This window comes from Flavobacterium ovatum, from assembly GCF_040703125.1.
Taxonomy (GTDB): Bacteria; Bacteroidota; Bacteroidia; order Flavobacteriales; family Flavobacteriaceae; genus Flavobacterium; species Flavobacterium ovatum.
In genome coordinates this window covers 4,204,874-4,217,520 of sequence record NZ_CP160035.1, presented here as the reverse complement: position 1 = coordinate 4,217,520, position 12,647 = coordinate 4,204,874, and the positions used below count along the sequence as shown (strand labels likewise).

Annotated in this window: 13 protein-coding genes; 8 read left to right on the top strand and 5 right to left on the bottom strand. The window is 30.5% G+C overall.

What is annotated here, in order from left to right; all coding sequences use genetic code 11:
• Positions 1–51 precede the first annotated feature (51 nt).
• Entirely contained in the window at positions 52–1,122 is a 1,071-nt protein-coding gene (locus ABZP37_RS17335; protein WP_366184544.1) for a branched-chain amino acid aminotransferase, read from the bottom strand.
• Between the two features lie 306 nt (positions 1,123–1,428).
• On the opposite strand from ABZP37_RS17335, the gene mnmD reads away from it, so the two are divergent.
• The 3 genes from mnmD (at position 1,429) to ABZP37_RS17320 (ending at position 3,041) form a co-directional block, all read left to right on the top strand.
• Positions 1,429–2,091 (top strand): tRNA (5-methylaminomethyl-2-thiouridine)(34)-methyltransferase MnmD, encoded by a 663-nt coding sequence (gene mnmD, locus ABZP37_RS17330; protein WP_366184542.1) that lies wholly within the window; start codon positions 1,429–1,431, stop codon positions 2,089–2,091.
• A gap of 123 nt (positions 2,092–2,214) precedes the next feature.
• A complete protein-coding gene (locus ABZP37_RS17325; protein WP_366184540.1) occupies positions 2,215–2,415 on the top strand; it encodes a hypothetical protein in 201 nt (66 codons plus the stop codon).
• A 428-nt stretch (positions 2,416–2,843) separates the two neighbouring features.
• On the top strand, positions 2,844–3,041 hold the full coding sequence (locus tag ABZP37_RS17320) for a hypothetical protein (RefSeq protein ID WP_366184539.1): 198 nt from the start codon (positions 2,844–2,846) through the stop codon (positions 3,039–3,041).
• 58 nt (positions 3,042–3,099) lie between these two features.
• Here the strand turns inward: ABZP37_RS17320 and ABZP37_RS17315 are convergent, their stop codons facing one another.
• Positions 3,100–4,041 carry a LysR substrate-binding domain-containing protein gene (locus tag ABZP37_RS17315; protein ID WP_366184537.1) on the bottom strand — a complete coding sequence of 314 codons (942 nt, stop codon included), beginning with the start codon at positions 4,039–4,041 and terminating at the stop codon, positions 3,100–3,102.
• 104 nt (positions 4,042–4,145) lie between these two features.
• On the opposite strand from ABZP37_RS17315, the gene ABZP37_RS17310 reads away from it, so the two are divergent.
• The 4 genes from ABZP37_RS17310 to can all read left to right on the top strand — a co-directional run bounded on the left by ABZP37_RS17310 (position 4,146) and on the right by can (position 7,464).
• The gene (locus ABZP37_RS17310; RefSeq protein ID WP_366184535.1) at positions 4,146–4,619 is read left to right on the top strand and encodes a Dps family protein; all 474 of its coding nucleotides are present in this window, start codon (positions 4,146–4,148) and stop codon (positions 4,617–4,619) included.
• 128 nt (positions 4,620–4,747) lie between these two features.
• A complete protein-coding gene (locus ABZP37_RS17305; RefSeq protein ID WP_366184534.1) occupies positions 4,748–5,035 on the top strand; it encodes a hypothetical protein in 288 nt (95 codons plus the stop codon).
• Positions 5,036–5,118: 83 nt separating this feature from the next.
• Positions 5,119–6,777 (top strand): SulP family inorganic anion transporter, encoded by a 1,659-nt coding sequence (locus ABZP37_RS17300; protein WP_366184533.1) that lies wholly within the window; start codon positions 5,119–5,121, stop codon positions 6,775–6,777.
• A gap of 51 nt (positions 6,778–6,828) precedes the next feature.
• Complete coding sequence (can, locus tag ABZP37_RS17295; protein ID WP_366184531.1) at positions 6,829–7,464, top strand: carbonate dehydratase; 636 nt, start codon at positions 6,829–6,831, stop codon at positions 7,462–7,464.
• Positions 7,465–7,498: 34 nt separating this feature from the next.
• Here can and ABZP37_RS17290 read toward each other — a convergent pair whose 3' ends face one another.
• The 3 genes from ABZP37_RS17290 to ABZP37_RS17280 form a co-directional block, all read right to left on the bottom strand.
• Positions 7,499–8,698: an LETM1-related biofilm-associated protein gene (locus ABZP37_RS17290; protein WP_366184529.1), complete on the bottom strand. Its 1,200-nt coding sequence runs from the start codon at positions 8,696–8,698 to the stop codon at positions 7,499–7,501.
• A 70-nt stretch (positions 8,699–8,768) separates the two neighbouring features.
• A complete protein-coding gene (locus ABZP37_RS17285; protein WP_366184527.1) occupies positions 8,769–9,695 on the bottom strand; it encodes a glycosyltransferase family 2 protein in 927 nt (308 codons plus the stop codon).
• Complete coding sequence (locus tag ABZP37_RS17280) at positions 9,692–10,486, bottom strand: glycosyltransferase family 2 protein (RefSeq protein WP_366184525.1); 795 nt, start codon at positions 10,484–10,486, stop codon at positions 9,692–9,694. Before ABZP37_RS17280 ends, ABZP37_RS17285 begins: the two co-directional genes overlap by 4 nt.
• Positions 10,487–10,814: 328 nt before the next feature.
• Between ABZP37_RS17280 and ABZP37_RS17275 the strand changes: the two genes are divergently transcribed.
• A complete protein-coding gene (locus ABZP37_RS17275) occupies positions 10,815–12,647 on the top strand; it encodes an ABC transporter ATP-binding protein (RefSeq protein ID WP_366184524.1) in 1,833 nt (610 codons plus the stop codon).

Here is a 12,647-nt window from a genome sequence, read left to right as displayed (position 1 = left end):
AGAGCGATTTTCAATTAGAAAATCGCTCTTTTTTTATGATGTAAAATAGAACTAAGATACTTTTACAGTCCAACCGAAACTGTCTTCGGCAAGTTTGTGTTGAATGTTAGTCAATTTATCTTTTAGTTGTAGTGCAATTGAGTCAGTAATTTTGGGTAATTCAAAATACTCTTTTCTGTATGAGAATCCTGAAATAGGACTTATAACAGCAGCTGTACCTGCACCAAAGATTTCTTTTAAAGATCCGTTTTTAGCTGCCTCGATAAGTTCAGCTACTAATACTGGTCGAACTTCAAGCTTGATTCCTTCTTTCTTTGCCATATCAATTAAACTCTTTCTGGTTACACCGTCAAGAATTCTTTCGCTTACTGGAGCGGTGTATAAAGTATCGTTGATTCTGAAGAATACATTCATTGTACCTGCTTCCTCTAGTTTAGTATGCGTGGCATCATCAGTCCAGATTATTTGTTGGAATCCTTCTTTATTAGCCAAATTAGTTGGGTAAAATTGTCCAGCATAATTACCAGCAGTTTTTGCAGCACCAATACCACCATTAGCAGCACGACTATAATGTTCCGCAATTAATACTTTTACTTCACCTGAATAATAGGCTTTAGCAGGTGATAGAATAATCATGAATTTATAATCATCAGACGGATTAGCAACAACACCGTGTCCTGTAGCAATCAAGAAAGGTCTAATGTATAATGTGTTTCCTAAACCTTTTTTGATCCATTCGTGGTCTATTTTTAATAGTTCATTAAGTCCGTCCATGAAAACTTCTTCAGGAACTTCAGGCATTGCCATACGAACTGCTGAAGAGTTGAAACGATGAAAGTTTTCATCAGGTCTAAAAAGCCAGATAGAATCTTGTTCGTCTTTGTAGGCTTTCATGCCTTCAAAGATGGCTTGGCCGTAATGAAAAACACGAGCAGAAGGATCTAACAAAAAAGGTGCGTATGGCTTAATGACCGGTTTTTGCCACTCACCATTTGTAAAATCACACTCTAATAAATGATCTGTAAAAACAGAACCAAAGCTTAAATTTTCAAAATCAACATCGTTAATTTTAGATGTAGCTACTTTATTTATTTCAATTTTGTTAGTTTGAGTTGTACTCATAATTGGGTAATATTTTGTTTTATTTTTTTAAAAGTGAATCACTTAGGGTATAAAATCTATCTTTAAATCATAAGGCACTTCAATTGATAGCAAAATTAAGTAAAAAAGACTAAAAAGGGTGTGATTATGTTATTAAATATGGTAATAAATTGTTAATTATTTATTTTTTAAATTTTTTTAATAATCATAGAGTATTTATAAAGAATAGATAAAATATTCAGTTTTTTTTCAATTATGTGTTTTTGTTTTGGTTATTTTTGAGGCGTATCTCATTTAGAGACACTGCAAATTAATTAATTTACAATTTTGGAGAGAGAAATTATACAGACCCTTGACGGTTCCACGACAATTCATATTAAGGAATGGAATGAAAGTTATCATTCAAAACATGGAGCGATTCAAGAAGCGCAGCATGTTTTTATAAAAAATGGATTGGCATTATTCGAAAATAAAAATGTATCTATTCTAGAAATTGGCTTTGGGACAGGGCTAAATGCATTCATAACTTTTATAGAAAGTAAAAGGTTGCAACAAAAGATTGATTACACCGGTGTGGAGGCTTATCCTATATCTTCGGAGGAATTAACATCTATGAATTATGTAGAAGAATTGAAAGCTCACGATTACTCTTCTATTTTTAATACCATGCATCAATCGGCTTGGGGTGAAGAAATAAACATTGAAAATTCATTTGTTTTGACAAAGCGTAAACAACTTTTTCAAGAAATTGATGATATTGAAAAATATGATTTGATTTATTTTGATGCTTTTGGTTACAGAGTACAACCCGAATTATGGAGTACAGAAATTTTTCAAAAGATGTATACTTCTTTGAAAAACAATGGTGTTTTGGTTACTTATGCAGCTAGAGGTGTCGTAAAAAGAAGTATGATTGAAGTGGGTTTTAGTGTGGAAAAATTAGCAGGTCCTCCGGGTAAGCGAGAGATGTTTCGTGCTAGAAAGTTGTAGAAGATTCGGTTGTTAACACCGTTAATTGAAAAAATAGTGTTAAAATTTTAATGAAGTATTGTCAAATAATGTATTTTTACTAACGATTTAAAATTAAATTGTAAACTTAAAACTCCTAAAATTATGTCTAAAGTAATGTTTGATTACACTAAATCTATTTTAGAAAGAGTAAGCTTTGATCCGTTATTATTTTGTAAAGAATTAGAAAAAGCAGTTAGGACATTGTTGCCTTTTGAACTGGAACAATTAAAAGAATGGTTGTTTGAGTTTATTGTAGAAAAACCTGAATTAAAACAATGTTTGCTAATTGTTGAAACGATATAGAAAAGGAGCCTTTATTAGGCTCCTTTTTTTTTATGGTTTTATTGGTCTCAAATTATAGTTAAAACGATGTGCTTTAGTGCATTTTACTTTAGCTTCTAAAAACGTTTTGCTACAGATTATTTGAATTAGAAGGATTTAATCTGTGGAAATCAATTTAATCAGTGGCTGATTTTCTTTTTTTTGTAATTCATCCTTGCAGACTTTAAGTCTGCCAACCAAATCTAAGGAGTAGTGGTTTAGTTCCTTAAAATGAAGTGTAATATTTAATTTATGACTTGTTTTTGTTTATATTTTAAGTATTAAAAAACTTACTTTAAAAAGCGATGTATGTATTTAATCGTTTATTTTTGTTTTTTATCGTTGTTTTTGGAGAGAATTTTCTAGATTTGATTTGAGTAAAATAAATAATCTTTTAAAACCTATTTGTTATGTCTAGAATGATTTATGATTACACAAAAGAGGTACTCGAAAGAGTAAGCTTTAGCCCAGATCTTTTTATAAAAGAACTTAAAAAAGCAGTTAGAAATTTATTGCCTTATGAAATTGAGCATTTAAAAAATTGGCTTTTGTATTATACTAATGAGAAGCCAGTTTTGAAAGAATGTCTCTATGTTGTAAATGACTAGTTTCCCTATTTGCCCCAATCTTAAAGGAACCCTTGTTGTAAGAGTTCCTTTTGTTATATTATTTCTTTTGTAAAGGGCTAATTATTTGTACATTTTGAAAAACAATTGCTCCTTTTATTACTCCTGTAATAGTACTTCGTAAGGCATCAATAATTTGGATTTTGAGCTCACTTTTGGGGTATATAAGACTGACTTCTCTAGCGGGTTTTGGTTCTGCAAAATGGCGAAGTTTTATTTTATCAGTATCCTTTAAGTCTAATGTATGCAAGTATGGCAATAAAGTCGTGCCTAAGCCTTCATCCGCTAGTTTAATTAGAGTTTCAAAACTTCCACTTTCAATTTGAAAACGATTTGTATCGTTGTTTTTGTTGTTTTTACACAAATTCAATATTCCGTCTCTAAAACAGTGACCGTCTTGAAGTAATAAGATTTCGTCTAAGTTTAAGTCAGCTACTTCAATTTCTTTTTTCTGAAAATGCTCGTGATTTTCTGGAATATAAGCAACAAAGGGTTCGAAATACAAGACGATTTCCTTAATTTTTTCTTCCATTAATGGGGTAGCTGCAATAGCTGCATCAAGATGCCCGTTATTAAGTTTTGTGATTATTTCTTCTGTATTTAGCTCTTCAATGATGAGTTTTACTTTAGGATATTTTTTAATGAAATTAGATAAAAACATTGGAAGTAAAGTAGGCATAATGGTTGGGATGATACCGAGTCTAAATTCGCCACCTATAAAACCTTTTTGTTGTTCTACTATATCTTGAATACGATCAGCTTCGTTTACAATATTTTTAGCTTGGTTCACTATTTTTTGACCAATATCAGTTAACTGAATCGGTTTTTTGGATCGATCAAAAATAGTGATACTTAATTCTTCTTCAATTTTTTGAATTTGCATACTCAACGTTGGTTGGGTTACAAAACATTTTTCAGCAGCAAGGGTGAAGTTTTTATGTTCAGCAACTGCAAGAACATATTTGAGTTGGGTAATTGTCATTGATAGTATTTTTTGATGCAAAGATAAAAACTATCAATTTAATTTATAGTTTATTTTTTGCTTTTGTTGGTACTTTTGTATGTATAAATAAAAATAGAGTAATTATGAAAACAAATAGCATAGGATTAGCTGTTCAGGAATCAGTTGTAATGGTAGGAAGTTTAAATGTTTTATTGTCTAATTTTCAGATTTATTATCAAAATTTAAGGGGATTACATTGGAATATAAAAGGGAAACGTTTTTTTGATCTTCATGTAAAATTTGAAGAATTATACAATGATTCTCAATTAAAAATAGATAGTATTGCTGAACGTATATTGACCTTAGAGGGTACTCCGTTGCATACTTTTGAAGATTACATGAAGAATTCGGTTATTGCAGTTGGTAAAAATATATCAAATGATGAAAAATCGGTTCAGCTAATTGTAGCTTCATTAACAGAATTGTTAAAGTTGGAGCGTAAAATTTTAGAGGATTCATCTAGTATTAATGATGAAGGGACTAACTCGATGATGAGTGATTTTATAGCAGAACAAGAAAAGACCATTTGGATGATGAAAGCATGGTTGTCTGAATAATTGGTTCGATTATAATAAGAATTTAATTAATGGAAGTCTAGAGTTAAAAACATATTAATAATGTTAATTATTTTTTAATTTTACAAAAAATAGCTCTTATTTTTTAGAATAAGTCTATTTTTGTATTTATGAAATTAATCGCTAGACTTTTATTTTTCTTATTTGTAACCTTTTTAATAACGCCTACAATAATAACGTTAATAGAAAAGCAATGCGATGTTTCTATGTTCTATAAATTCTCTGAAGAAGAACATTCGCATAGTAAAGAGGTAAAAGTTTTTGCTTATACAAATGTATTGTCTCAAGATTTTTTACTTTTAAAGACAACTAAGTCCAGTTTGATTCTTTCAGAAAATTTATCTAAACACGATAATGTTTCATCTAGAATTTTTTCACCTCCACCAGATTTTATATAATACATTCGATTTTTTAATTTCAAAATGGCTGCAAATAATTAATTATGCAGTTGTTTTTTATGTTTAATAATTTATAAAGTATTATGTCAAAAAAAATTAATCTTTTTGCCAACCTTAAGTCAGATTTCGCTTCAGGTTTGGTTGTTTTCTTAGTGGCGTTGCCATTATGTTTAGGAATTGCGATGGCTTCAGGAGCGCCTTTGTTTTCCGGAATTATTTCCGGAATTATTGGGGGTCTTGTGGTTGGGTATTTAAGTCAATCTCATATTAGTGTTTCAGGTCCTGCAGCTGGTTTAACTGCAATTATACTAACCGCTATTACTGATTTTGGGGCTTTTGATATTTTTTTAACTGCAGTTTTTATCGCAGGATTGATTCAATTAGCGCTTGGGTTTATAAAAGCGGGGAGTATCTCTAATTATTTTCCGACCAATGTTATTGAAGGAATGTTAGCGGGTATTGGGGTTATTATTATTTTAAAACAAATTCCTCATGCTTTTGGATATGACGCCGATTTTGAAGGAGATCAATCATTTATTCAAAATAATGGAGATAATTCTTTTTCTTCTCTATTCGAGGTTTTTAATCATATTCAATTGGGAGCAGTAGTTATTACTGTAGTTTCCTTGGTAATACTTATCTCATGGGATAAATTTTCTTTTTTGAAAAAATTGAAATTAATTCCAGGTGCTTTGATTGCTGTTACATCGGGTATTATTTTAAACGAAGTTTTTATAGCCACAGGAAGTAGTTTGGCCATTTCTGCTAATCATTTGGTTTCTTTACCCGTTCCAACATCTTTTGATGAATTTAAAGCTATTATAGTTACGCCTAATTTTGCTGGAATAACAAATCCTAAAGTTTGGGTTACAGGTTTAACTATTGCTATTGTTGCTTCTATTGAAACTTTGTTGTGTATTGAAGCAGCAGATAGAATGGATGTGCAAAAAAGATATACCAATACAAATGTTGAGTTAAAAGCACAAGGAATTGGTAATATGATAAGTTCGCTTTTAGGTGGTTTGCCTATGACATCAGTGGTTGTGCGTTCTTCGGCTAATAATAATGCTGGGGCTAAATCAAAAATGTCTACTATCATTCATGGAGTGTTATTACTATTAAGTGTATTAATAGTTCCAGTTCTATTGAATAAAATTCCACTTGCAACTTTAGCGACTATTTTAATATTAGTAGGGTATAAGTTAGCTAAACCTGCTACTATTAAACATTTTTGGGAAAAAGGAAAGTACCAATTTATTCCATTTATAGCGACACTTGTTGCAGTTGTAGCAACTGATTTGCTAAAAGGAGTAATGCTAGGAATGGTGATTAGTATAATTTTTATTTTAAGAGGGAATCTTAAAAGAGCTTATAGTTTTAAGAAAGAGGAATATGTAGATGGTGATGTTATTCATATTGATTTAGCTCAAGAGGTATCTTTTCTAAACAAAGCGGCTATTAAATCAACGTTAAACAATATTCCTGAAAATTCTAATGTAATAATTAATGCCTCTGATACTGTTTATATAGCTCATGATATTTTAGATTTAATTGAGGAGTTTAAGGAGATACGTGGTAAAGAAGAAAATATTAAGGTGAAGTTAAAAGGGTTTAAAGACGCTTATGATTTAGAGAACTCAACTAATGCGACAAATCATGTAACCTTAGAACACGAGTATGATGTGGCTAAACGTCAACTAATAAAAAAGCAAAGTATTCAAAATACTTTTCAAGAAGATTAATTAACTTAGTAGCGGTGTTTTTTAGTGTTTTAATAAAATAATAATATTATAATGAGTGATTTTTATAAAAAAATAATAGAGAATAATAAGGAATGGGTAGAGTCTAAATTATTAATAGATGAAAACTATTTTGCTGATTTAGCCAAAGGACAAAGTCCGCCACTATTATGGATAGGATGTTCAGACAGTAGGGTTCCTGCAAATGAGATTATAGGTGCTAAACCAGGAGAGGTATTTGTCCATCGTAATATTGCCAATATGGTCGTGCACTCGGATATGAATATGCTGAGTGTCTTGGATTATGCTGTAAACGTACTGAAAGTAAAACATGTAATAGTTTGTGGTCATTATGGTTGTGGTGGTATAAAAGCAGCAATGGGGAATCAATCTATAGGGTTAATTGATAACTGGATTAGACACATTAAAGATGTATATAGAATGCATAATGTGTACTTAGATTCAATCGAAGATGAAACGACTCGTTTTAATACATTTGTAGAGATAAATGTGAAAGAACAAGTATTTGACCTTTGCAAGACTTCAATCGTTCAAGGAGCTTGGAAAACAGGTCAAGATTTAACGATACATGGTTGGGTTTATGGATTGAATTCAGGTTATGTAACGGATTTAAAAGTAAATTTTAGTTCTAATGAAGGGCTAAGTGAAGTCTATAAATTAGATCTATAATATTAAAAAAATCGCCTTTTAAGGCGATTTTTTTTTATTCATTATCTAAGTTTTCGTTAAATGCGGAAGGAAGCATTTTAGGAATAAATTTTATTAAAATAGGGAGTAATAAACTTCCTCCAGGAAGTAAAAAAATAGTTAAGGATGGTATTGTTTTACAGATCTCTAATAACTGTTTTTTTACTTTTTTCTTTTCTTTTTCATCTAAATCTCTTGTGGTAGAAGTTGCTAAAAGAATCATTAATTCCTTGCTTCCTGTTATTTCCTTAAACAAACGATTTTTATTTCTTGTGATTAAGGTTTCCACATTTTTAGTGGTTTGATCGTAAAAATGTTTGACTGGGTTTGAGTAATTAAAAAAAGGGATTTCCTTTTTATACTGAGTAATAAAATCATTCGTTTCTTGGATGCTATTGGTTACAAAATCATCTGAGACTCCAATTTTTTCAGCCAATTTGTATAGAAAATAGGATTCTTCGTTTTCTAATTTTCCATCACTCCATAAGGACATTCCTGCCATGTCAATAATATAGTATTTCTCTAATTCGGAGCTAAAGTAGTTCAGGTTTAGTTCTTCTATATTTTGGATGTTACTATTTGAGAACTTACTGTAGCGTACTGAAGCCTCAAAAAGTTTGATTAATAAATCATCGTATTTAGATTTATTGGTTTTAGTTTTTAAGGATAACGAAATAACACTAACGATCGACTCTTCAATTTTTTTTAAATATTTTTCAGGCAATTCACCACGAGTAAGATATTCACGAAAAGCTAATACATCTATAAAAAGTAATGCATTGGTAACAATATGAGAAAAATTCTTGCTTACAATATCAATGTTAGTTTGAACTCGACTGTCAATGATTTTTTCTAAATTAAGAGAATCAGGGCTATTGGGGAGTACCTTTTTAAACAAGTTGAATCCTTGTGGATGCATTGCGTCATAAAAATCTAATGCTTTTTTTATAAAATGCCCGGGGTTTTCATCTTGATGATGCAATCTGTAAGTAGCATGTAAAATATTGAGTAACGCAACTTTTGGAATTTCATTTTGAACCCAACCCTTAGTGTCAATTGGCGTCTCTGTTTCAAAAGAAACAATATGGCCATATATAAATCCAGTCTTTCTTACTTTTAGATAAAACGCATCTATATCGTTCGTTAAAACGAATTTAGATTTTTTGTGTTTAAAAAAATATTTATCTATCCAACCTGGAGATGAAGCGTTAATCATGTTTTCTTTATCGAGCTACAAAGCTAGCTTTTTTTATGTTTTGTTTAAGTAAATAATTTGATATTCAAAATTATAATACTTCTATCTGTTGCTTTGTCTTGATAGAACTAGATATAGGGGCTCCCGCAATCAATATTTTAAGTAAATACCAATATTTGGGTTTAAATAATGTGCTAAAAGAATAGTTTATTCTTAAATAGTTCAAAACTAATAGGTAACTCAAATAACCATAATGTTTACGAATAATATAAAGTAAAGAGATCTTAAGTTCTGTTTTGATATAAATACTTGAAGGTGTACTGGCTCCGTGAAAATGTATAAATTCAGCTTGGGGAACCAAATAGGCAAATTTGTGTTTTTTGGCTAGTCGAAGACATAAATCTGTTTCTTCATAATAGAGAAATATGGTAGTGTCAAAGCCTCCAACTTCATAAAAATCAGTGGCTCTTACAAACATAAAACTTCCAGGAATAAAGTTTACTTGTGTCGGTTGAGTATATAATTGTTTTCGTTTAGGATATTTTTTTGAATTAACGCGTTCTAAAAAATTTCGCCCCAAGATTTCTCTAGTTGGAGAAGCAAAATGATCTAATGAAATCATAAATTCTCCCTTTTGATTATAAGCTTGAGCACCTGCAATTCCTATGGATGGATTATTGTGTAAAGTATTTTTTAAAATAGATAGGCAATCGTTTTTAAGTAAAGTATCATTGTTTATAAAAGCAATAAATGTAGCGTTTACAAACGGAAGTCCAAACATATTTCCTCCGCCAAAGCCAGTGTTTATCGAGCTTCTTAGGAGTTTTAAGTTAGGGAAATCTAAGTTATCACAAAAAGTCTTTAGTTGAAGGTAATCTTCTTTTTCAGAACAATTATCGGTTATGATGATTTGATATGAAAGTTTATTTGAAGTGTTTTGAATAATAGAACGAATGCAATTTATGCTGTGCTCACTTGAATTGTAGTTGATCAGAACTACGGCTATATCAAATATCATAAGTATTGGTTGATTCCTTTTTCTATATAGGTAAGTTTCTTTTCAGTGGTAACTCTCTCAATTTCGTTATTGATTTCAACGTTGTTTTTAGATTGTTCTTTGTGGAAAATATGGTATACAATTGCTGAATATTTTAATCGTAACCCTTTGATATTGATATTGTGTAATCTTTGAATCATTTCTGAATCATCTATACCCCAACCTACTAAATTTTCATTAAATCCATTTATTTTAATGAAATCCTCTCTCCAAAAAGACATGTTACAACCTCTTAATTTTTTAGAACGCTGATCAATATTTTTTGAAAATTTCATTAAATAAGGAATCCGAATCGTTCTGCCTCTCTTTTTTATTCCTTTTGAAAACAAATTAAAGTGAATGATTTTTTCTGAAAGAACTTTTGATAATATGCTTTCTTGAATATTTACGCGAGAACCAAATAGATAATGGTTTTTTTCAGCAAAAGTAAGATGGTCTTTGATGAAGTTTTTATTCATGATAATATCTCCATCCACTTCTATTATATAATCATAATTTGCCATTGCGATGGCTTTATTCATTATTTTTGGCTTTCGGTTTTTGTTATCTTCATGCCAAACATGCAGTAATGGAATAGGAAAATTAGCTTGAAATTTTTCGATTAATTTTTTTGTATCCTCATTTGACCCATCATCAGCAATAATTACTTCATTTGGCAATATGGTTTGGTTTAATAAACTCAATAGCAATAACTCTAAGGCTTCTGGCCAATTGTATGTAGGAGTAACTAAAGTGCATTTAGGATAAGGCATGTAACTGAAAATTTTCAGTAAAAATACATTAAAAATTTAAAAAGCCTAAAACAAAAAAAATAGATTTGTTTCCTTTCAAAACTTATTTCAATAACGAAGCATTATTTGTCTGTTTAATCTTGTTTTTCTATAGAAAAGCGAAGGTTTTAGCGTAAAAAAAATATTGTTTTATAATCGATGAAGTTTCATTTTTAAATCCCCGGAGTTTATTCACATACTATTAACAAGGATTTTATTTTATTTAGTTTTAAAAGTAATTTAATTTTATCTTTGCAAAAAGAAATCTTAACCTAAACGTATAGGTAAGTGTTCAATTTAATGACATTCGATGAAAAACTTCAGACGCTTTTTTAAATACATAATACCTCACAAAAGAAACTTTATTATTAGTATCATTTTTAATGTTTTATATGCGTTATTTTCTGCTGTTTCAATGCTTTCCCTTTTTCCGTTGATGAAGGTATTGTTTTCTGATGGTGAAAAAGTAAAGATTAAGCCAGTTTATGAGGGGTTTAAAAGTATTGATAAACGTTATTTGGAAGAGTCATTGAACTATTTTATTACTCATAATACGGAAACTAAAGGGGCTTTGAGTACTTTAGTTTGGATGGTAGTTTTTGTATTGACCACTTTTTTATTAAAAAACCTGTTCAATTTTATTTCGATTGTTTACATGACTTATTTGAACAACGGAATTTTGAAAGATTTAAGAAATGATGTTTATCAAAAAGTAATTAGTTTACCCGTTTCTTTTTTCTCAAATGAAAGAAAGGGAGATTTGATATCCAGAATGACAGCTGATATTAATACCATTAAAGCTTCTTTTATGAGCGTTTTAATGATGGTGAGTGAGCCATTGACAATCGTATTTACTCTAGCATCAATGCTTTTTATAAGTTGGAAACTCACCATATTTGTTTTTCTATTCTTGCCTATTTCGGGGTTTTTAATATCCAAATTAAGCAAATCTGTAAAAAGCCAATCTGGTGATATTTTTTCACTTGAAGGTCATTTACTATCAGATATTGAAGAAACTTTAGGAGGTATTAAAGTGATTAAAAACTTTACTTCGGAGAATTTTTTCAAAAAACGCTACTATAACTCTACCGAAGTCATTAATAATTTGAATAATAAAATGGGAGCTCGTATGAGTTTGGCAGGTCCTATGAGTGAATTTCTAGGGATTTTTGTTATTTCTATTTTATTAGTTTATGGAGGGTCCTTAGTATTAATCGATCATTCTATGAGTGGTAGTGCTTTTATTGCTTACATGGGATTAGCGTACCAAATTTTGACTCCAGCCAAGTCAATTACCAAAGCAAATCAAGCTTTGATGGGAGGAAATGCAGCTTATGAGCGAGTTGCTTTCATTTTGGATGCTACTAACCCATTACAAGATAATCCAGGTGCTAAAGTAATAACAGAATTTAATTCTGAAATTAAATTTACCAATGTCTCATTTAAATATGATTCTGAATATGTTTTGAGAGATTTTAATCTAACAGTTCCAAAAGGAAAAAGAGTGGCATTAGTGGGTGAATCAGGTAGTGGTAAATCTACTTTGGCAAACTTAGTGACTCGTTTGTATGATGTAACCGAGGGAAGCATCACTTTTGATGGTGTCAATGTAAAAGATGTGACAGCAAATTCTTTGAGAAAACAAATGGGAATCGTTGCTCAGGATTCGATATTATTTAATGACACTATTGCTAATAATATTTCGTTAAGTATTGATGATCCTAAATTAGATGCTATTATCAGCGCGGCAAAAGTCGCCAATGCACATAATTTTATATCTGAATTTCCAGATCAATACAATAGTCCAGTAGGAGATGGAGGTGGTATGTTATCTGGTGGACAGCGCCAGCGTGTGGCCATTGCTAGAGCGGTAATGAAAAACCCACCCATTATGATTTTAGATGAAGCAACTTCGGCATTGGATACTGAATCTGAAAAGTTAGTACAAGTTGGTCTGGAGAATATGATGGAAAATAGAACATCTATTGTTATTGCACACCGTTTGTCTACTGTGCAAAGTGCCGATTTGATTATTGTAATGAGTAAAGGTAGAATTGTCGAGCAAGGTACTCATGAACAGTTATTGAGGATGAATGGCAATTACGCTAATTTAGTGAGTTTGCAATCCTTAGAGGTGAATTAG

What these genes read in the sequence shown, in the direction of transcription:
- ABZP37_RS17280 (WP_366184525.1), bottom strand. Translation starts at nt 10,486, where the DNA reads ATGCCTTATCCTAAATGCACTTTAGTTACTCCTACATACAATTGGCCA.
- can (WP_366184531.1), top strand. Translation starts at nt 6,829, where the DNA reads ATGAGTGATTTTTATAAAAAAATAATAGAGAATAATAAGGAATGGGTA.
- ABZP37_RS17290 (WP_366184529.1), bottom strand. Translation starts at nt 8,698, where the DNA reads ATGATTAACGCTTCATCTCCAGGTTGGATAGATAAATATTTTTTTAAA.
- ABZP37_RS17305 (WP_366184534.1), top strand. Translation starts at nt 4,748, where the DNA reads ATGAAATTAATCGCTAGACTTTTATTTTTCTTATTTGTAACCTTTTTA.
- ABZP37_RS17300 (WP_366184533.1), top strand. Translation starts at nt 5,119, where the DNA reads ATGTCAAAAAAAATTAATCTTTTTGCCAACCTTAAGTCAGATTTCGCT.
- ABZP37_RS17325 (WP_366184540.1), top strand. Translation starts at nt 2,215, where the DNA reads ATGTCTAAAGTAATGTTTGATTACACTAAATCTATTTTAGAAAGAGTA.
- ABZP37_RS17335 (WP_366184544.1), bottom strand. Translation starts at nt 1,122, where the DNA reads ATGAGTACAACTCAAACTAACAAAATTGAAATAAATAAAGTAGCTACA.
- ABZP37_RS17285 (WP_366184527.1), bottom strand. Translation starts at nt 9,695, where the DNA reads ATGATATTTGATATAGCCGTAGTTCTGATCAACTACAATTCAAGTGAG.
- ABZP37_RS17310 (WP_366184535.1), top strand. Translation starts at nt 4,146, where the DNA reads ATGAAAACAAATAGCATAGGATTAGCTGTTCAGGAATCAGTTGTAATG.
- ABZP37_RS17275 (WP_366184524.1), top strand. Translation starts at nt 10,815, where the DNA reads ATGAAAAACTTCAGACGCTTTTTTAAATACATAATACCTCACAAAAGA.
- ABZP37_RS17320 (WP_366184539.1), top strand. Translation starts at nt 2,844, where the DNA reads ATGTCTAGAATGATTTATGATTACACAAAAGAGGTACTCGAAAGAGTA.
- ABZP37_RS17315 (WP_366184537.1), bottom strand. Translation starts at nt 4,041, where the DNA reads ATGACAATTACCCAACTCAAATATGTTCTTGCAGTTGCTGAACATAAA.